The organism is Corallococcus sp. AB030 (assembly GCF_003668965.1).
Classification (GTDB): Bacteria; Myxococcota; Myxococcia; order Myxococcales; family Myxococcaceae; genus Corallococcus; species Corallococcus exiguus.
The window spans coordinates 1-18790 of the sequence record NZ_RAWQ01000211.1 but is presented as its reverse complement, the minus strand read 5'-3'; the positions used below and the strand labels follow the sequence as shown (position 1 = coordinate 18790).

Sequence of the window (18790 nt, the reverse complement as noted above, 5' to 3'; positions counted from 1 at the left end):
GGACATGGGAGGATGACCCTTTACGGGACAGGGCGGCTTGACGGAATGTCTGGCCTACAGCGGTGTTGAGCCGGACGCCCGGGAACCCTAGGCTGCCCGCCGCCCAGGCCGACAGAGGGGACATGAACACCGACATTCGCGCGCTCACTGAACGCGTGCAGCAGGAAAGCAGCTTCGTCGAGGTCCTCAACCAGGAGACCGGCAAGGTCATCGTCGGGCAGCGGTACATGCTCGAACGCATCCTCATCGGCCTCTTGTGCAACGGCCACGTCCTCCTGGAGGGCGTGCCCGGACTCGCCAAGACGCTGACCGTGCGCACCGTGGCGGACTCGCTCAGCGCCACCTTCATGCGCGTGCAGTTCACGCCCGACCTGCTGCCGGCGGACCTCGTCGGCACGATGATCTACAACCAGCAGACGGCCGCGTTCACCGTCCGCAAGGGGCCCATCTTCGCGAACATCGTCCTCGCGGACGAAATCAACCGCGCCCCCGCCAAGGTCCAGTCCGCCCTCCTGGAGGCCATGGCCGAGCGCCAGGTCACCATCGGCGACCAGACCTTCGGCCTGCCCTCGCCCTTCCTCGTGCTGGCCACCATGAACCCCATCGAGCAGGAGGGCACCTACCCCCTCCCCGAAGCGCAGGTGGACCGCTTCATGCTCAAGGTGAAGGTGGGCTACCCGACCCGTGATGAAGAGAAGGTCATCATGGACCGGATGTCCGGCGGCTCGTCGCCCAAGGTCCAGCGGGTCATCGCGCTGGAGCACCTGGTGCGCGCGCGCGAGCTCGTCCACGCCATCTACATGGACGAGAAGGTGAAGGAGTACATCCTCAACGTGGTGTTCGCCACGCGTGAGCCCGCGCGCTACGGCCTCAAGGACCTGGCGGACTACATCCAGTTCGGGGCCTCACCTCGCGCCACCATCGCGCTCGCGCAGGCGGCCCGCGCGCACGCGTTCCTGCGCCACCGCGGCTTCGTCACCCCGGAGGACGTGAAGGCCATCGCCTTCGACGTACTCCGCCACCGCATCGCGATGACCTACGAGGCGGAAGCCGAGGAACTCACCCAGGAGAAGATCATCCAGCGCGTCTTCGACCGCGTGGAAGTCCCCTGAGAAGCTCCAGGTAAGAGCGCGCCCGTGCTGCCCAAGGACCTCATCCGCCGCATCCGCAAGTTGGAGATCCGCACCCGCAAGGTGGTCTCCGACATGCTGGCCGGCCAGTACCACTCGGTGTTCAAGGGCCGCGGCATGGCCTTCTCCGAGGTGCGCCAATACCAGCCCGGCGATGAGATCCGCTTCATCGACTGGAACGTCACCGCGCGCATGAACGAGGCCTACATCAAGGTCTTCACCGAGGAGCGCGAGCTCACGGTGATGCTCCTGGTGGACGTGTCTGCCTCCAACGAGTTCGGCTCCAAGGAACGCACCAAGGCGGAGGTCGCCGCGGAGGTGGCCGCGCAGATTGCCTTCAGCGCCATCGCGAACAACGACCGCGTGGGGCTCATCCTCTTCTCGGACCGGGTGGAGAAAGTGGTTCCGCCGCGCAAGGGCCGCACGCACGTGCTGCGGCTCGTGAGCGACATCCTCACCTTCAAGCCGAAGGGCCGCGGCACGGACCTGTCCGCGGGGCTCACGTACCTGACGCAGGTGTCCAAGCGGAAGGCCGTGACGTTCCTCGTGTCGGACTTCATGGCCACGGGCTACGAGAAGCCGCTGCGTCTGGTGGGCCGCCGCCACGACCTGGTGCCGGTGGTCATCGAGGATCCGCTGGAGCAGCGCTTCCCCGCCCACGGCCTGGTGGAGATGGAGGATCCGGAGACGGGCGAGCGCTTCGTCGTGGACACCAGCTCCACCGCCGTGCGCGGCAAGTTCATGCGCGCCATGCAGGCCCAGCGCGACGAGCGCCGCAAGCTGTTCAAGAAGCTGGAGCTGGACCACGTGGAGCTGCGCGCCGGGGATGATCACGGCAAGGCGCTGGCGAACTTCTTCCGCGCGCGGGCCCGGAGGATGGCGGCATGAGACACGCGCTCGTCCTCGCGGCAGTCCTCTTCAGCAGCGCGCCGGCCGCATGGGCCCAGGCCCCCGCGCCCAAGGCCCAGGTCCAAGCCGCCCTGGAGACGGTGGCGCCCACGGGGGCGTCCGGGCGGGTGGAGCCGGAAGCGGTCCACATCGGCGAGCCCTTCACCTACCAGGTGACGCTCACGCACCCGAAGGACCAGCGCTACGAACTGGTGGCGCCCACGGGTGCGGGCGCGGTGGAGTTGCTCCAGCAGACGCGCCAGCGCCAGGACAACGCGAACGACGCGACCACGACGTTCGGCCTGCGGTTCTCCGCGTTCGAGCTGGGCGACGTGCAGCTGCCGGACCTCGCCTTCGACGTGGCGACGCCGGAGGGACCGCGCCGCTTCGTGCTCAAGGGCAAGACGGTGGAGGTGACCTCCACTCTGCCGCCGGACGCGCAGGGGCAGGGCGCGGAGCTGTTCGACTACCAGCCCCCGCAGGAAGTGCCCATCCGCTCTTGGACGCTGCTCTACGCGCTGGCGGTGGCGCTGGCGGTGGCCGTCGCGGCCTGGATGCTGGTGCGCTGGTGGCAGCGCCGGCCCAAGCGCGAGAAGGTGGTTCCGGTGCTGCCGCTGGACGTGCGCGTGCGCCAGTCCCTGGACGCGCTCAAGCGCGAGGACCTGCCCGGCCGCGGCCACGTGAAGGACTTCTACTTCCGCCTCTCCGAAATCGTGCGCGGCTACCTGGGCGAGCGCTACGGCTTCGAGGCCCTGGAGTGCACGTCGTCCGAACTGATGGCGTCCCTGCGCAAGCTGCCCACGCCGGGCCTGCCGGAGGACGCGCTGATGCGCTTCGTCTCCGAGTCGGACATGGTGAAGTACGCCCGCGCCGACGCGTCTCCCGAGTCCTGTAATCAGGCGCTGGCCTTCGGCTACGACCTGCTCTCGAAAACGTACGTTCCTCCCGCTCCCCCCAAGCCCGATGCTGCCCCCGGACCTCGCGTTCAATAACCCGGAGGCGCTCTGGGCCCTGCTGTTGGCGCCGCTGCTGCTGGCGCTCGCGTTCTGGGAACGCAAGCGTCGAGCCACGCTGCGCTTCTCCGCCGCGCACGTCTTCGCGAAGGGCGGCCGAGGCTTCCGCACGTATCTGCTGCCGCTCTTGCCCATCCTGCGCGTAGCGGCGCTGGTGGCGGCGGTGGTGGCCATCGCCCGGCCGCAGTCGCGCGACTCGCGCGTGCGCGACCTGTCGGTGGAGGGCATCGACATCGTGGTGGCGCTGGACCTGTCCACGTCCATGGAGGCCGGTGACTTCCGTCCGCAGAACCGCCTCAACGTGGCGAAGGAAGTGCTGACCGAGTTCATCTCCGGCCGCGTGAACGACCGCCTGGGCCTGGTGGTGTTCTCCGGCGCCGCATACACGCAGTCCCCGCTGACGCTGGACTACGGCGTGCTGAAGGAAGTGCTCAAGCAGCTGCGCACCCGCGTGCTGGAGGACGGCACGGCCATTGGTGACGCCATCGCCACGTCGCTCAACCGCCTGCGCGACTCCGACGCGAAGAGCCGCGTGGTGGTGCTGATCACCGACGGCGACAACAACGCCGGGAAAATCTCCCCGCTGGACGCGGCGAACATGGCCGCGTCGCTCCACATCCCCATCTACACCATCCTCGTGGGCAAGGGCGGCAAGGTGCCCTTCCCGCAGGGCACGGACCTGTTCGGCAACACCGTGTGGCGCGAGACGGAGATCCCCATCAACCCGGAGCTGATGCAGGACATCGCGGACCGCACCGGCGGCGAGTACTACCGCGCCACCGACCCTGAAGGCCTCAAGCGGGGTCTGCAGAAGGTGCTGGATGCGCTGGAGCGCTCGAAGCTGATGGAGGGCGGCGCCAGCGCCACCTACAAGGAGAACTTCCACCCGTTCCTGCTGGTGGCCTTCGGGCTCGCCGCGCTGGAGCTGCTGCTGCGCGCCACCATCCTGCGGGTGTTCCCATGATGCCCACGTTGGAGGCCTGGCGCTTCACGCTCCTGGGCTACCAGGTGGGCCTGGCGCAGCCGCTGTACCTGGGCCTGCTGCTGGTGGGCCTGCTGCTGGGGCTGCTCGCGCTGCTCAAGGCGCTGGGCCGCAGGACGCGGCTGTCAGCGCTCATCGCGGAGCGCCACGTGACGGCGCTCGCGCCCGGCGTGTCCGTATGGCGGCCGGCGGTGCAGGGCGGCCTGTACGGGCTGGGGCTGATGCTGTTCGGGCTCGCGCTCGCGCAGCCCCAGTGCGGCACGAAGAGCGAATTGACGAAGCGCCGGGGCATCGACGTGGTGGTGGCGTTGGATGCGTCCAAGTCCATGCTCGCGCGTGACGTGCAGCCCAGCCGGTTGGACCGCGCGCGGCTGGAGCTCAACACGCTGCTGGATGAACTGAAGGGCGACCGCGCGGGCCTGGTGGTGTTCGCGGGCGATGCGTTCGTGCAGTCGCCGCTCACGTCGGACTACTCGGCGGTGAAGCTGTTCCTGCGCGCGGTGGATCCGGACGCGATGCCCCAGGGCGGCACGAACGTGGGCGCGGCGCTGCGGCTGGCCAAGCAGGTGCTGGACAACGCGGACCGGGGCTCCAAGGAGCGCGTGGTGGTGCTGCTGTCGGATGGCGAGGACCTCACGGGCGACGTGCGCGAGGCCACGGAGGCGCTCAAGGACGCGCGTGTCCAGGTGCTCGCGGTGGGCGTGGGTTCGGACTCCGGTGAGCCCATCCCCGTCTACGACCGGCGCGGCGAATTCGTGGACTACAAGAAGGACTCCAACGGCGACACGGTCATCACGCGCCTGGACCGCGCGGGCCTCACGGCCATCGCGGACGCCACGGGCGGCGCCTTCTTCTACCAGCCCAACGGCGTGGCCATGGGACAGGTGGTGGAGCGCATCGACCAGTTGCAGAAGAGCGAGCTGGAGAGCCGCGTGACGGTCCGCTACGACGAGCGCTTCCAGTGGTTCGCCGTCCCCGGCCTGGTGTTGCTGGTGCTGGGCATGGCGCTCATCCCTTCGCGCCGGAGGGCCGCATGAGCACGCAACCGATTCGGCGGCGTGCGGCGCGCGCGATGGCGGTGGGCCTGGCGGGACTGCTGGCGCTGCCGGCGCCCGCGTGGGCGGTGGGGCCGCTGGAGAAGGACCACCCACTGGTGCAGCGCGGGCGCGATGCCTACGCGGCCGGACGCTACGAGGACGCGCTCCGGGACTTCGATGCCGCGAAGAAGGAGCGGCCCAATGATCCGACGGTGGAGTTCAACCGCGCGGACGCGCTGGCGAAGCTGGGCCGTTCAGCGGAAGCGCGCGAGGCCTTCAAGCAGGTGGCGGAGTCCTCGCGCCAGCCCGACCTGACGCAGAAGAGTTGGTACAACCTGGGCAACCTCGCGGCCACGGCGGGTGACCGCTCGGAGGCGCTCAAGTCCTACCGCAAGGCGCTCACGTTGGATCCCACGGATCCGCAGGCCCGGCACAACTACGAGGTGGTGCTGCGCGACCTGCCTCCGCCCCAGAACGGCCCGGATGGAGGCACCGACGGAGGCCAGGACGGCGGCAACGACGGTGGACGTCCGGACGCGGGCGAGGACGGCGGCCAGAAGGGTGACGGCGGCACGCCGCAGGACGGAGGCCAGGACGGCGGTTCGGATGGCGGCGCCGACGGTGGCGCGGACGGCGGGGCCGACGGAGGCCAGGACGGCGGCGGGCAGGATGGTGGTCAGGACGGCGGCGCGGACGGCGGCAGCGAGGGCGAGGAGGAGACGGAATCCAACCCGCGCGACGGCGGAAGTTCGCCGGGCGACGTCGACCGGCAGGAGGCCGAGCGCCTGCTGGATGCGATGAAGCAGAACGAGAAGAATCTCCAGCTCTGGCGTTTCCAGCAGAAGAAGAAGCAGAGGAAGCCCAATGAGAAGGACTGGTAGCGGGCGCACGGCGCTGCTCGCCGTGCTCGCCCTCCTGGCCACGGCGCCGGCGTGGGCGGCGGACATCGAGTTCTACCAGACGGTGGACCGCACCGAGGTGGGCACTGACGACACCTTCAAGCTCACCGTGGTGATGGTGGACGCGCCGTCCAACGCCCAGGTGCGCCTGCCCTCGTCCAACGACTTCGAGGTGCTCTCCTCGTCGCGCGGCAGCCAGCGCTCCATCTCGTTGTCCGGAGGCGGCCCCGCCGTCATCCAGGACATCACCCGCCATGAGTTGCTGATGCGCCCGCTGCGCGCGGGCAAGCTCACCATTCCGCCCTCCACGCTCACCGCGGGAGGCCGCACGTACCGCACGGACGCCGTGCCGTTGACCGTGCGCGAAGGCCGCGTGGGCAACGCGCCCCAGGCGCAGCAGGGCGGCCGGCAGCAGCTACCGGATCCGTTCCGCAACTTCCGCAACATGCCGGACCCGTTCGGGGACGACGACTCGGACACTCGGGACGATGAACCGGTGATTCCGCGTGGGGACTCGGACCTGTTCCTGCGCGCGAGCCTGGACCGCGACGAGCTCTACGTGGGCGAGCAGGCCACGCTGTCGCTCTACATCTACTCGCGCGTGGACCTGTCCAGCGTGGACGCGGTGACGATGCCCAAGCTGGAGGGCTTCTGGACCGAAGAGGTGGAGAGCCCCACGCAGCTCACGGGTGAGCAGAAGGTGGTGGACGGCATCCCGTACCGCGCCTACCTGCTGCGCCGCCGCGCGCTGTTCCCGGTGAAGTCCGGCACGCTGCTGATCACCCCGGCGGAGGCGGACATCACCACGGGCTTCCTCTTCGCGGGCCACCGCGTGCACCGCGTCTCCAACGGCCTGAAGGTGAAGGTGCGGCCCCTGCCGAACGGCGCGCCGCCGAACATGTCCAACGCGAACGTGGGCTCGTGGCGCATGTCGCTGGACGTGTCGCAGACGCGCGTGGAGCTGGGGCAGCCCATCACGGTGAAGGTCATCCTGGAGGGGCAGGGCAACGTGAAGAACGTCACGCCGCCGAAGCTCACCGGCCCGGCCTCGCTGAAAATCTATGAGCCCACGACGACGGACCGGCTCACGCCCAACCGCAACCGCATCCAGGGCCGCCGCGTGGTGGAGTACCTGGTGATGCCGCAGCGCACGGGCACCTTCACGCTGCCGGAGCTGCGCTTCCCATACTTCGACCCGTCGCGGCGCCAGTACGAGACGGCGCGCACGGACCCCGTGACCATCACCGTGGAGGCGGGAGCGGGCGGAGTGTCCTCGTTGCCATCGACGATGACGCCCTCGCAGGTGGCGGACGCGGCCAACGAACAGAAGAACGTGCTCTCCACCGGAGGCCTGCGTCCGGTGCGAGCCCGGGCCCACTTCGTGGGTCCGTCGCAGCCCGTGTGGACGCGGCCCTTCTTCGTCGCGGGCGTGCTGGCGCCGCTGGGGCTGCTGGCGGGCGTGGCGTTCATGGGCGGCATGCGCGGCAGGCTGGCCACGCGGTCCGAAGCGGGCCGGGGCCGTCAGCAGGCGAAGGCCGCGCGCAAGCGGCTGGCGGAGGCGGAGAAGCTCAAGGCGGGCTCGGACTCGGGCGCGTTCTACGTGGAGGTGGAGCGGGCGATGGTGGGCTTCCTGGAGGCCCAGCTGGGCTTCCCCGTGGGCGGGCTGACGCGCGAGGCGCTCGGGGAGAAGCTGGCGGCGGCGGGCGTGGACGCGGAGCGGCGCGCGCGGGTGCACTTCGTGCTGGAGGCCTGCGACCTGGGACGCTACGGCGGCGGGGTGGAGCTGGGTGAGCGGCGCAAGGTGCTGGCGACCGCGGCGGCGGTGATGGAAGGCTGGGCGTGATGAGCGACGCGGCGACGCAGGGCTACTACACCGCCGAGGAAGCGGAGGCCGTCTTCCAGCAGGCCAACGACGCCTATGGCCGCGAGGACTACGCCACCGCGCAGGCCCAGTACGAGAAGCTCATCGCCCACGGCTTCGGCGGCCCGGACGTGCTCTACAACCTGGGCACCACGCACTTGGCCCGGGGCGACCTGGGCCGCGCGGTGCTGTCGCTGGAGCAGGCCCGGAAGCAGGGCGGACGCGCCGAGGACCTGGAGGCCAACCTGGCCCTGGCGAGGGCGCGGCAGGTGGACAAGGTCGTGGGCGCAGCCGCGGACGAGGCCTTCCTCCCCCGGCTGGCGGCGGCGACGGATGGCGCGGCCGTGGCCTGGGTCTTCTTCGTCGCGTGGCTGGTGGGCTTCGCGCTGCTGCTCTTCCGGCGCGCCTTCCCCTCGATGCGGCGCACGGTGGTGGCGGTGGTGGCGGGTCTCTGCCTCACGGCGGCGGTGCCAGCGGCGCTGCTGTTGGGGGCACACATCTGGGTCCACCAGAACGTGCACGAGGCCGTGGTGCTGGCGCCCACGCTGGTGGCGCGGGAGCTGCCCCGCTCGGAAGGGCGCTCCCTCTTCGAGGTGCACGCCGGACTGAAGGTGCAGCTCCTGGATGAGACGGGGAAGTACGTCCGCATCCGCCTGCCCAACGGCCTGGAGGGCTGGGCCGAGCGCGACGGCGTGGCCGAAATCTAGGCGGGGCCGGAGCGACCCCGCCGTCGGGGAAAACCGACAGGGGACCGCTTTCGTACAGAGGGGCTACCGGGAGGTGTCGCTTCGCTGGACGTCGCCAGGGCAATGGCCTACGAGGGGCCCCGAGGAAACATGGCTGGCAACGCGCAAGCGCCCTTCCACATCCTGCTCGTCGAGGACGAGCCCGTCATCCGCGAGCTGGTTCGCTCCATGTTGAGCGACGGCGCGGTGGACGTGGTGTGCGCGGCCAATGGCATCGAAGGCCTGAAGCTGGCCCGCGACCGCGACTTCCACCTCATCCTGATGGACGTGGTGCTGCCGCAGCTGGACGGCGTCTCCGTGTGCCGCATCCTGAAGAGCGACCCGGCCACGGCGAAGGTGCCGCTCTACATGCTCACCGCGAAGGCGAAGAAGGCGGACGTGGCGAGCGCGACGCAGGCGGGCGCGGACGGCTACATCCACAAGCCCTTCCGCGGCGCGGAGCTGATGGACCTGGTGGAGCGTCTGCGCACGGCCCGTTCGGTCGCGGACTGACGCTCCTCCGCAAGGCCCTTACGGCAGGTGAGGGTGGAGGAAGCGGGCCAGGGCGATGAGGTCGTCCCAGTCCAGCTCGCCAAACTCCAGCGCGACGCCGTCCACTTCCCGGCGGCGGATGGTGCACATGGTGACGAGCTCCCGGTCGCCCGGCAGCGGCAGGGCGATGGTGAGCGCGCGCTGCGAGTCCGCCGGGTGGGCCTGGAGGAACAGGCCGTTCATGGAGATGTCGCGCGCCTGAGCCGTCACGGTGCGACCCGACAGGAGCACCTTCACCTGGAGCCGGGCTTCGACGCGCGGGTGGTAGCGCTCGCGCTCGTTCGGACGGGGACCATTGGAGGGGTTCATCATCGGAAGCTCACCTTCGGGTGCGACAGGACGCGACAACTGTGATGCAGGTTGGAGCGGTGGCAAGTTTTCGGGTTTTCGCCCGCCGTCCCGCGCCGTGGACGTGGCGCGCGCGCCGCATAGACGCCTGGCACGGAGGTGACGGAGCGCGCCCCTGTCGTTTCAAGGGGTTGGCCCCTGGCACGGACGGTGGAAGGCAGCCCCAGCGAATCCCTGCCGGAGGCACCCCTTGGAAGACCGTCGCATCCCGTCGTTGAGCATCGCCCCGTCCATCGCGCGCCAGACGCCGAAGACGGAGTTCGGCCCCACGCTGGCGCGAGCGGCGCGCGAAGTGGTGCGTACGGGCGCGGGGCTCGTGGGCGGCATGTTGCCGTCAGGTCCCATCTCCAGCGCGGTGGTGGCCACGCTGAGCGGCACGGTGTCCGCGGCGGTGCCGGCTGAAGCGGTGTCGTCGGTGCCGGCGGCGGGCGGTGCCTCCGCGATGTCGGCGCGCGCGAGCACGGCGGGGACGACGGCTTCGACGGGGAGCGCGGCGACGGGGCAGGGGGACGCGTGGGACCTGCTGGAGGCGCAGAAGCTGATGGCCTCGGACGGCCAGAAGTTCAACATGGCCTATGTGGCTCTCCAGAACGAGATGCAGAAGGAGAGCCGCGAGCACAACGCCATCTCCAACATCATGAAGGTCCGCCACGACTCGGCGAAGGCCGCCATCAACAACATCCGCTGAGGCGCGTTCGCGATGGCCATCGACAAGTTGGGAGCCGTGGGCGGTGCGGGCCCTTCGCCCGCGGTGGAGTCCAGCAGGGAGACGTTCGGCAAGGTGCTGGAGGGCGCGCGTACGCCCCAGTCGCGCCCCGTGCCGGTGACGACGGAGGGGCCGCCGAAGCCGGTGCGCACACCCTCTGAGGCCACCGCCGGCGCGTCGCGTGCGGACGGCGTGGAGCGGGCGAAAGCGGGCTGCGCGGAGGTGAAGCCGGGGGCCCGAGTGGATTCGGCCCAGGCCGCGCGCAGTCAGCAAGCGGTGGAGGTGTTGGACCGCGTGGGGCAGGCGCAGCAGCGGCTGGACCACATCCTGAAGCTCGCCGAGTCCGGCCGCACGTTCAGTCCCTCGGAGTTGCTCGCGCTCCAGGCCCATGTCTACCGCGCCAGTCAGGAGCTCGATCTCGCCGGCAAGGTCGTCGAGAAGGCCACCGGCGGCGTCAAACAGGTCCTCCAGACCCAGGTTTGAGGAGTCCTTCCTTCCATGCGTTCCGCTCCCCTTCGTTGTCTCTGTTTCCTCCTGCTCCTGGGCGCCTCGGCGTGCCGGGAGCGCATCCAGCACGGCCTCGACGAGCGTCAGGCCAACGAACTGCAGACGGTGCTCGTCGAGCGGGGGCTCGACGCGCGCAAGGTGCCCGAGCCGGGCAAGAAACCCACCTGGGCCATCGAGGTGACGGACGCGCAGTCGTCGGATGCGGTGCGCATCCTGGCGGAGCTGGGGTTGCCCCGGCTCGCGGCGGAGACGGGCTGCGACGTGTTCGGTGGAAGCGGGCTTGTGCGCTCGCCGCTGGAGGAGCAGGTCTGCCGCCTCCGGGGGATGGAGCGGGAGTTGGAGAAGACGCTCCAGACGGTGGACGGAGTGCTGCTGGCGCGAGTGCACCTGGTGGTCCCGCCGCCGCCGAGGCCAGGACAGGCTCCCGCGCCCTCGAAGGCGTCGGCCATGCTGCGCACGGCGCCCGGTGGGGCGACTCGCGTACGCAAGTCGGCGGACATGCTGCGTGAGCTCATCGCGGGAGGTGTGGAGGGGCTGTCACCGGAGGCGGTATCGCTGCTGGTGGACGAGGTGACGACGCACGTGGAGGCGCCGGCCCCGAAGGGAGGGCCTGTCCCGCTGCGGCTGCGCGTGGTGCTCGCCCTGCTGGGGGTGCTGGTGACGGGCCTGTCCGGAGCGCTCGTCTGGACGACGCTGCGCTGGAGGCACTACCGGGCCCTGGCGGAGCAGCCCCCCGCGGCGCCGCCCGTCCCTCCCACGCCCGCGCGGCCGGTGGTGACCCCGGGCTCCACGCGCAAGCTGGCCTGAGCACGCCATGGACGTCACACGCGTGGGGCGGGTGCTACGAAAGGCCCGGAAGCTCCTGCCCGCGAGGAAGGAAGCACCGCGGGCCCCGGTGGCGGAGGTCACGCTGCCCGCGTTGTCCCTGCCCCTGGAACGCATCGCGCTGGTCGTCTGTGTCCTGGCGCGGGAGCGTGCCGCGGAGCTGCTGGGAGGACTGGTGGATGCCGAAGCGGGCAGGGCGCTGCGCCACCTGGAGCGCTTCGTAGCCATGCCCTCCGCCCAGCGGCAGGCGAAAGTGTCGGTGGAGTTCGGCGAGCGGGCGGACGGCGCGAACCGGTTGGCGCTCTTCCTGGAGACAGCTCCCGAAGCCCTGCGCCAGGAATCCTTGCGCGGGCTTCCGCCGTACCACCGCAGCCGGTTTCCCCAGTGGGAGGGGACCGCACCGCGAGCGGATGCCGCTCCGGCCCTGACCGCCCTGGCGGAGCGGCGCATCCGCGAAGCCCTGCGCTGAGCGTCCTCGGGCGTGGAGGGCCATCCCGAAGAAGGACCTCCACCCTCTGCCAACACCCTGATTCCACGAGGCGGCCACCTGGTCATGGCCGTGCACAGGGGACGTGTGTCCCATCGCCGTCCCGGAGTTCCGGATGCAAACGAATCCAGTCAGGTCCCCCAGCGCATCGAAGAAGCCCATGCGTCCGTTCCGCCCGGGAGCACGCCGGCTGACGCGAGCCCACCTGGTGCTGGGACAGCGGCCCCAGGTGGGACGGTGGGGCGCGGAGCTCCTGCGTGACGTGGGCGCGGCGCTGTCGCGGGACCTGGTCGCGGCGGTCAATGTGGAGGGGCACCTGGTGCCGGCGGCGGTCCATCCGGAGCGCGAGCTGGCGATGGGAATGGTGTTCGCGCTGGTGGAGCTGTCCGCGGTGGGGGGCACCGCCATCGTGGAGCTGGAGGTGCCGCTGGTCTTCGCGGCGCTGGCGAGGCTGGCGGGGACGGGACCGCGGCCGGCTCCCGTGGCGGAGCTGACCCGGTTGGAAGAGTCCACGCTGGTGTACCTGCTGCTGTCCGCCCTGGCCGCGATGCGCGGGCAAGGCGAATGGGTGCGACGGCTGGGACCTCGTTTGTCCGCGGTGTCGATGCGGCGCGGTGACGTGCTGACGCGAATCGACCCGAGACAGCCCTACGTGGCGGTGTTGCTGACGGCGACAGTGGAGGGCGCGACGGTGGGAGGCCGGGTGCTCCTGCCCTCCCGTGCCGTGCAGACCGCGTTCCAGGAACTGCCTACGGAGTCAGGAGGCGCGGTGGCGCCCCAGGTGCTGTCGGCATCGGTCCCCGCGCGCTGCCTCATGGGGCGCAGTCCACTGCAGGCCTCGGCGGTGGATGCGCTGTCCGCGGGAGACGTCGTGCTCTTCGATGGCGTGCGCCTCCGGGATGGCCGGGTGGAGGGACAGGGACAGCTGATCACCCGGGGCTTCTCGCTCCGGGGCGAGTTTCTCGCGGAAGGCTTTTCGACAGGGAGCGTGCACTCGCGCGCGGCCCGACAGGAGTCGGACATGGTGGCGACGAACAAGCGGAGCGAGGCGATGCCGCCGCTCCCTGTGGATGTGGAGATCGAGCTGACGCGGTTGATGTTGCCCCTGGCGGAGTTGGCCGCGCTGAAGCCGGGCACGTTGCTGCCCCTGCACGTGAACGCGAGCAGCCCCGTGCTGCTGCGCGTGGGTGACCGCGTGGTCGCGCGTGCGGAGTTGGTGGAGATCGAAGGCGAAGTGGGCGCCCGCATCCTGGCGTTGCTGCCGTGAGCACACCCGTGAACACGCTGCTGTCCTCGTTCTCCCCACGCGGCAGGTTGCTGTTCGCGTCGGCTCTGCTCGTGGGGCTGGCGACGCTCGCGCCCCTGGGGGGCCTGTCGCTGGTGGGCACCTCGCGTCTGTTGATTGGCGCGATGGCGCTGGCCGGACTGGGCTGGGTGTTGCTCCGCAAGGGAGGCATGGCTGGGAGTGCAGATGCTGCCGCTCCGGAGCCCCTGAGCATCGTCTCGCGGACGGGACTTTCCCCGCGCTGTGGCTTGGCGCTCGTGGAGGCGGATGGACGGCGCTACCTCGTGGCCTACGGCGACACCTTCGCGGAGATCCATGAGACCCGGGCCATGGCGGTCATGCCCGGCGCTATGCCCAGGCCGACGGTGAAGCCCCGGTTCGACCTGGAGCCGACGGTGCTCTTTCCTCGCGCGCGACAGACACAGACGGCGTGTGGCGCACTCCGGAAGCGGGGTGGGGGATGAAGGCCCTCGGATTGGGATGCGGAGTACTCCTGCCCGCGAGCGCGTTCGCCGCGGAGCAGTCCCTGTCGCAGGCCTCCTATGCCGGCAGTCCGCTGGCGATGATGGGGATGCTCGCGCTCTTGTCGCTGCTGCCGTTCGCGGTGCTGATGCTAACGAGCTTCTCGAAGATCGCCGTGGTGCTTTCCCTGGCCCGCTCGGCGATGGGCACGCAGCAGGCACCGCCGACCCTGGTGCTCACGGGGCTCGCGGTGGTGCTGACGGGGCACATCATGGCGCCGGTGATGGAGCGCATGTACGACGCGGGGCAGGCGGCGTACGACGAGGTGCATTCCGGAGCGCAGATCCTCACCGCCGCGAAGCAGGTGACGGAGCCCCTGCGAGCCTTCCTCATGAAGCATGGCGGTCCGGAAGAGCGGGCCCGCTTCGTGGACCTGGCTCGCGAGCTGCGTCCTCCAGAGGAATCCGAGCAGGTGCAGGAGACGGACCTCTTCGTCGTCATCCCGGCCTTCGTCATCACCGAGCTGAAGGAAGCCTTCCAGATTGGCTTCATCGTCTTCCTGCCCTTCCTGGTGCTCGACATGGTCATCGCCAACGTGTTGCTCGCGTTGGGCATGCAGACGTTGTCGCCGGGCCAGGTGAGCCTGCCCTTCAAGATCCTCCTCTTCGTCGCCGTGGATGGCTGGGCCCTGCTCGCGCGGGGACTCATCCTCGGCTACCGGTGACGCCATGAGCCAGGACGTCCTGCTCACCCTGGGGCGTGAGGCCCTGCTGTTGATGGTGCTCGCCTCGCTGCCGCCCATCGGCGCGAGCCTGCTGGTGGGCTTTCTGATGAGCCTCTTCCAGGCAACGACCCAGTTGCAGGAGAGCACGCTGTCGGTGGTGCCCAAGCTGTGCGCCGCGGTGTTGTCCCTGGTGCTCGCGGGGCCGTGGATCGCCGGACAGCTCACGCGCTTCACCCAGCACCTCCTCATGCTCATCGCGGAGGTGGCGCTGTGAATCCGGACGCGCTGGGCGAACAGCTCCTCGCCCTGGGACCGCACGTGGTCGCGGTGGCGCTGTGCGCGGCGAGGCTCGTGCCCATCGCGTTCCTCTGCCCATTGCTGGGAGGCCAGGCCTCGCCGACGACGGTCCGGCTGGGATTGGTGCTCGCGCTCTCGCTCTTCCTGCACGTCGAGGCGGGCATTGAGTTCAGCGGCACGGTGGAGACGCCGGTGGTGATGGCGGCGCTCGTGGTGCGAGAGCTGGCCTACGGTGTCTCCGTGGGGCTCGTGGCCGCGCTGCCCTTCGACGCGGCGAGGATGGGCGGCCGGTTCATCGACCTGTTCCGGGGAACCTCCGCGGAGGCGAGCCTGCCGCAGGCCGGAAGCCGCGAGTCCGCCACGGGCGACGCGCTGTACCACCTGCTGGTGGCGAGAGTGGTGTCGGGAGCGCTGTTCCCCGTGGTGCTCTCCGCACTGCTGCGCGGCTTCGGCGTGGTTCAACTGGGGGCATTCGTGCCCACGGAGGCTTCGGCCCTGCACGTGGTGGTGATGGTGGGCGGTGCCATGGCCACGGGACTCGCGGTGGGCGCCCCGGTGGCGGCTGCATCGCTCGCGGTGGACTGCTTCCTGGGCATGGCATCGAGGGCCGCGGCCCAGGTGAACCTCCAGGAGCTGGGGGCTCCGCTGCGCATCCTCGGAGGCGGCGCACTGCTGTGGCTGGGCGTGGGCCTGCTGTGTGAGCGGCTGCTCGCGGGAGTGGCGTCGACGGAGGGCGCGCTGGCACTGCTGGGCGAGGTCTCCCGATGAGCGGCGAGAAGACGGAGCAGCCCACCGCGAAACGGATGCGGGAGGCCCGGCGCAAGGGCCAGCTTCCGCGCAGCCGGATGTTGACCTCCAGCGCGACGACGCTGGGCGGGCTGCTGGGCTTCATCGCGTTCGCGCCAGAAGGCTTTGCTCGGCTGCGGGACTGGACCGCGCGGTTGATGCTGGAACAGACCGCCGCTGGCGCCTGGGAGGAGGGGGCCTGGGTCGCCGCCCGGCTGTGTGGCCCTGCCTTGGGCGGAGCGCTTGCGGCCTCGCTGGCGGTCTCCGTGGCCACCGTAGGCTTCGAACTGGACGCTCGCCATGCCGCGCCGAAGCTTGAGCGCATCAACCCCGCCGCGGGCCTCAAGCGCCTCTTCAGCGTCCGGCCATGGGTCGAGCTGGGCAAGGCGCTGCTCGTGGCCGCACTGCTGGGCCTCATCGTCTGGAACGAGGTGGAGGCGGTCGGCCCCGATGCCTTGCGGACCGCGTGGCTCGAAGGAACCCGGGGAATGGAGTTCCTGTTCGGCCGGCTGGCGGCGCTGGTGACGCGGCTGGCGTGGGTGGTGCTGGGGTGCGGTGTCGTGGACTACGCGCTCGCCCGTCGCAGTCACCGGCGCGAGCTGATGATGACCCGCGAAGAGGTCAAGCGGGAGCACAAGGAGAGCGAGGGCGACCCGCGCCACAAGGGCCAGCGGCGCGCCCTGCACCGCCAACTGGCGCAGGGTGGTCCGGCACGTGGAGTGCAGAAGGCCACCGCCGTGATCGTCAACCCCACGCACATCGCGGTCGCGCTCCGTTACGACGCGGGCGAATGCGACGCGCCCTACCTCGTGGCCAAGGGCCGCGAACAGGACGCGCTCGCGCTCAAGGAGGAGGCGCGCCGGCAGGGCATCCCCGTACTTCGGGATGTGCCGCTGGCCCGCAGCCTCATCCACTTCGACGTAGGGGAGTCCATCCCCGAAGAGCTGTACCAGGCGGCGGCCGTCGTGTTGCGGACCGCGATGGAGCTTCGCGAGCCGGACGACCATCCACGGAGACAGACGTGATGCCCCCTTTCCTGAAGGTCTTGCTGAAGGCCCGTCAGTCCTCGGAAGTCGTGCTCGCGGTGGCGATGGCGGCGGTGCTGGGGGCGCTCATCATCCCGCTGCCAGCGTGGCTCCTCGACATGGGGCTCGCGGTGAATCTGGCCGCGGCGGTGGCGCTGCTGGTCGCCGCGCTGAACGCTAAGGACGCGCTGCGGGTGACGTCGTTCCCCACGTTGCTGCTCTTCACCACGCTGTTCAGGTTGTCGCTCAACGTGTCGTCCACCCGGCTGGCGCTCTCCGAGGGCCATGCGGGCGAGGTCATCCAGGCCTTCGGCGAGTTCGTGGTGCGAGGCGACTACGTGGTGGGCGCGGTGGTGTTCGCCATCCTCACGCTGGTTCAGTTGCTGGTGGTGACCAAGGGCGCGGAGCGGGTCGCGGAGGTGTCCGCCCGATTCACTCTGGACGCCATGCCCGGCAAGCAGATGTCCATCGACGCGGACCTGCGCGCGGGTGCCATCGACCAGACCCAGGCCCGGCGCAGGCGGCGCGATCTGGAGCGCGAGTCCCAGATGTTCGGCGCCATGGACGGCGCGATGAAGTTCGTGAAGGGGGACGTCATCGCGGGGCTGGTCATCGTCGCGGTGAACCTGCTGGGCGGCACCCTCATCGGCGTGTTGCAGAACGGCCAGTCCTTCTCCGAGGCCGCCGCCACCTTCGCCCTCATCGCCATCGGCGACGGGCTCGTGTCCCAGGTGCCCTCGCTGTGCATCGCGGTGGCCGCGGGCCTCGTCGTCACACGGGTGGCGTCGGAGAAGGAAGAGGACTCGCTCGGGGCGGAGATCGGCTCCCAGTTCTTCGGCGACTTCCGCACCTTGCTCACCGTCGCGGGCCTGTGTGTCGCGCTGGCCTTGATGCCGGGCATGCCGCACCTGACCTTCCTCTCGCTGGCGGCAGGCCTCGGCGGGCTCGGGTATGCGCTGCGGCGCAAGGGGCAGGCGCCGGAGAAGTCACCCTCGAAGGATGGCGCCTCCTCGGAAGCCGCGGTGCCCGCCGGAGCCGCGGGCAAGCCGCCGGAGAGCGCGAAGGCACCCGTCGGGGTGACGCCGCTCACGTTGGACCTGTCCGCGCAGCTGACACCGCTCGCGGAGGCCGATGGAGGCGCCTTCGTGCACTCCGTGCTGAACGCCGTGCGTGACGAGCTGTTCTTCGAGCTGGGCGTGCGCATCCCCGGCATCCGGGTGCGGACCCATGCCGCCTACCTGGGCCCGGGCGAGTACCGCATCCTCCTGGACGAAGTGCCCGCCGGTGGCGGCGTGGTGCAGCCCGGCGCCCTGTACGCGCTCGTTCCTCCCGGCGAGCTGGCCTTCCTGGAGGTTCAGGCGGAAGCGGCGGTGGAGCCCTCCAGCGGGCGCCCCATCAGCCGCGTGGGGGAGGGGGCCCGCTCCCGGTTGGAGCTGGCCCAGGTGCCGGTGCGCAAGCCCTCGGAGCTCATCGCGGACCACCTGCGGGCCGTGCTGCGCCTGCGCGCCGCTGCGCTGCTGGGACTCCAGGAGGTGCAGGGACTGCTGGAAGGGCTGGAGGCCCAGTCTCCCGTGCTGGTGAAGGAAGCGCTCCAGAAGGTGCCGCTGCCGCTGCTGGTGGACGTGCTGCGGCGGCTCGTGCAGGAGCAGGTGAGCATCCGCGACCTGCGCGCCATCCTGGAGGCGCTCGTGGCGCCCACCACGGAAGGCGACGCCACGGCCCTGGCAGAGCGCTGCCGTCAAGCCCTGCACCGCTACCTGAGCCACCAGTTCGCGCCCACGGGCCCGCTGTACGCGTACCTCGTGGACCCGGACGTGGAGGAGGTGCTGCGCGCCAGCGGTCCCCGGGGGCACGCGCCGGAGCCGGAGCGCATCATGGAGATCCTGGAAGGGGTGCGAGTCATCGCCAACGGGGGCCGGGCGGTGCTGCTCACGGCTCCGGACATCCGTCGTCCGCTGCGCAAGCTATGCGAGGGCCCGTTCCCGGACGTGGCGGTGCTCACCTACGGTGAACTGGACGGGGACCTGCAGATTCGCCCCATCGGCCGGCTATCGCCGGTCGCCGTGGGGCGGTGAGGCCTAAGTAGGTCGCCAGAAGTTCTCTAACAAATCGCGCAGCCAGAATCCCTCGGCGAGGCAGCCCGCCTTGCGGAGGGCGTCCTGGGGAGAAAGGCGCACTACCCAGCGGATGGCAGCGGCGACGTGCTGCTCCATCGTCGAGTACTGCCGGTTGGCCGACACGCGCTGTTTGA

At 70.4% G+C, this 18790-nt stretch carries 21 protein-coding genes; 20 read left to right on the top strand and 1 reads right to left on the bottom strand.

Going from position 1 to position 18790, the window contains the following annotated elements; genetic code table 11:
- The first annotated feature begins 122 nt into the window (after nucleotides 1-122).
- The 9 genes from D7Y15_RS35485 (at nucleotide 123) to D7Y15_RS35445 (ending at nucleotide 9048) form a co-directional block, all read left to right on the top strand.
- Entirely contained in the window at nucleotides 123-1112 is a 990-nt protein-coding gene (locus D7Y15_RS35485; protein ID WP_120579511.1) for a MoxR family ATPase, read from the top strand.
- A gap of 24 nt (nucleotides 1113-1136) precedes the next feature.
- Nucleotides 1137-2018 carry a DUF58 domain-containing protein gene (locus D7Y15_RS35480; protein WP_121755349.1) on the top strand — a complete coding sequence of 294 codons (882 nt, stop codon included), beginning with the start codon at nucleotides 1137-1139 and terminating at the stop codon, nucleotides 2016-2018.
- Nucleotides 2015-3010: a hypothetical protein gene (locus D7Y15_RS35475; protein WP_121755348.1), complete on the top strand. Its 996-nt coding sequence runs from the start codon at nucleotides 2015-2017 to the stop codon at nucleotides 3008-3010. The genes D7Y15_RS35480 and D7Y15_RS35475 overlap by 4 nt, the downstream gene beginning before the upstream one ends.
- Nucleotides 2985-3995, top strand: a complete 1011-nt coding sequence (locus tag D7Y15_RS35470; protein ID WP_120579528.1) for a VWA domain-containing protein — start codon at nucleotides 2985-2987, stop codon at nucleotides 3993-3995. Before D7Y15_RS35475 ends, D7Y15_RS35470 begins: the two co-directional genes overlap by 26 nt.
- Nucleotides 3995-5050 (top strand): VWA domain-containing protein, encoded by a 1056-nt coding sequence (locus D7Y15_RS35465; RefSeq protein WP_120599163.1) that lies wholly within the window; start codon nucleotides 3995-3997, stop codon nucleotides 5048-5050. Before D7Y15_RS35470 ends, D7Y15_RS35465 begins: the two co-directional genes overlap by 1 nt.
- On the top strand, nucleotides 5047-5931 hold the full coding sequence (locus tag D7Y15_RS35460) for a tetratricopeptide repeat protein (protein ID WP_121755347.1): 885 nt from the start codon (nucleotides 5047-5049) through the stop codon (nucleotides 5929-5931). The genes D7Y15_RS35465 and D7Y15_RS35460 overlap by 4 nt, the downstream gene beginning before the upstream one ends.
- Nucleotides 5915-7792 (top strand): BatD family protein, encoded by a 1878-nt coding sequence (locus D7Y15_RS35455; RefSeq protein ID WP_121755346.1) that lies wholly within the window; start codon nucleotides 5915-5917, stop codon nucleotides 7790-7792. Before D7Y15_RS35460 ends, D7Y15_RS35455 begins: the two co-directional genes overlap by 17 nt.
- Complete coding sequence (locus D7Y15_RS35450) at nucleotides 7792-8517, top strand: SH3 domain-containing protein (protein WP_121755345.1); 726 nt, start codon at nucleotides 7792-7794, stop codon at nucleotides 8515-8517. The genes D7Y15_RS35455 and D7Y15_RS35450 overlap by 1 nt, the downstream gene beginning before the upstream one ends.
- A 129-nt stretch (nucleotides 8518-8646) precedes the next feature.
- A complete protein-coding gene (locus tag D7Y15_RS35445) occupies nucleotides 8647-9048 on the top strand; it encodes a response regulator (protein ID WP_120579517.1) in 402 nt (133 codons plus the stop codon).
- 18 nt (nucleotides 9049-9066) lie between these two features.
- Here the strand turns inward: D7Y15_RS35445 and D7Y15_RS35440 are convergent, their stop codons facing one another.
- Nucleotides 9067-9399, bottom strand: a complete 333-nt coding sequence (locus tag D7Y15_RS35440) for a PilZ domain-containing protein (RefSeq protein ID WP_014398934.1) — start codon at nucleotides 9397-9399, stop codon at nucleotides 9067-9069.
- A 226-nt stretch (nucleotides 9400-9625) separates the two neighbouring features.
- Between D7Y15_RS35440 and D7Y15_RS35435 the strand changes: the two genes are divergently transcribed.
- The 11 genes from D7Y15_RS35435 to D7Y15_RS35385 all read left to right on the top strand — a co-directional run bounded on the left by D7Y15_RS35435 (nucleotide 9626) and on the right by D7Y15_RS35385 (nucleotide 18614).
- A complete protein-coding gene (locus D7Y15_RS35435) occupies nucleotides 9626-10123 on the top strand; it encodes a hypothetical protein (protein ID WP_121755344.1) in 498 nt (165 codons plus the stop codon).
- A 12-nt stretch (nucleotides 10124-10135) separates the two neighbouring features.
- Nucleotides 10136-10624 (top strand): ATP-dependent helicase HrpB, encoded by a 489-nt coding sequence (locus D7Y15_RS35430; RefSeq protein ID WP_120579519.1) that lies wholly within the window; start codon nucleotides 10136-10138, stop codon nucleotides 10622-10624.
- Nucleotides 10625-10639: 15 nt separating this feature from the next.
- Nucleotides 10640-11455 (top strand): flagellar M-ring protein FliF, encoded by an 816-nt coding sequence (locus tag D7Y15_RS35425; protein WP_120579520.1) that lies wholly within the window; start codon nucleotides 10640-10642, stop codon nucleotides 11453-11455.
- Nucleotides 11456-11462: 7 nt separating this feature from the next.
- On the top strand, nucleotides 11463-11942 hold the full coding sequence (locus D7Y15_RS35420) for a hypothetical protein (RefSeq protein WP_120579521.1): 480 nt from the start codon (nucleotides 11463-11465) through the stop codon (nucleotides 11940-11942).
- A gap of 178 nt (nucleotides 11943-12120) precedes the next feature.
- The gene (locus D7Y15_RS35415) at nucleotides 12121-13227 is read left to right on the top strand and encodes a FliM/FliN family flagellar motor switch protein (protein WP_233597310.1); all 1107 of its coding nucleotides are present in this window, start codon (nucleotides 12121-12123) and stop codon (nucleotides 13225-13227) included.
- Nucleotides 13224-13709 carry a flagellar biosynthetic protein FliO gene (locus D7Y15_RS35410; protein ID WP_199733911.1) on the top strand — a complete coding sequence of 162 codons (486 nt, stop codon included), beginning with the start codon at nucleotides 13224-13226 and terminating at the stop codon, nucleotides 13707-13709. Before D7Y15_RS35415 ends, D7Y15_RS35410 begins: the two co-directional genes overlap by 4 nt.
- Complete coding sequence (gene sctR / locus D7Y15_RS35405; protein ID WP_120579523.1) at nucleotides 13706-14431, top strand: type III secretion system export apparatus subunit SctR; 726 nt, start codon at nucleotides 13706-13708, stop codon at nucleotides 14429-14431. Before D7Y15_RS35410 ends, sctR begins: the two co-directional genes overlap by 4 nt.
- A 4-nt stretch (nucleotides 14432-14435) precedes the next feature.
- The gene (locus D7Y15_RS35400; RefSeq protein ID WP_120579524.1) at nucleotides 14436-14705 is read left to right on the top strand and encodes a flagellar biosynthetic protein FliQ; all 270 of its coding nucleotides are present in this window, start codon (nucleotides 14436-14438) and stop codon (nucleotides 14703-14705) included.
- Complete coding sequence (locus D7Y15_RS35395) at nucleotides 14702-15496, top strand: EscT/YscT/HrcT family type III secretion system export apparatus protein (RefSeq protein ID WP_120579525.1); 795 nt, start codon at nucleotides 14702-14704, stop codon at nucleotides 15494-15496. Before D7Y15_RS35400 ends, D7Y15_RS35395 begins: the two co-directional genes overlap by 4 nt.
- Nucleotides 15493-16539 carry a flagellar biosynthesis protein FlhB gene (locus D7Y15_RS35390; RefSeq protein WP_121755343.1) on the top strand — a complete coding sequence of 349 codons (1047 nt, stop codon included), beginning with the start codon at nucleotides 15493-15495 and terminating at the stop codon, nucleotides 16537-16539. The genes D7Y15_RS35395 and D7Y15_RS35390 overlap by 4 nt, the downstream gene beginning before the upstream one ends.
- Nucleotides 16539-18614, top strand: a complete 2076-nt coding sequence (locus tag D7Y15_RS35385; protein WP_121755342.1) for a flagellar biosynthesis protein FlhA — start codon at nucleotides 16539-16541, stop codon at nucleotides 18612-18614. Before D7Y15_RS35390 ends, D7Y15_RS35385 begins: the two co-directional genes overlap by 1 nt.
- The last annotated feature ends 176 nt before the right edge of the window (nucleotides 18615-18790 follow it).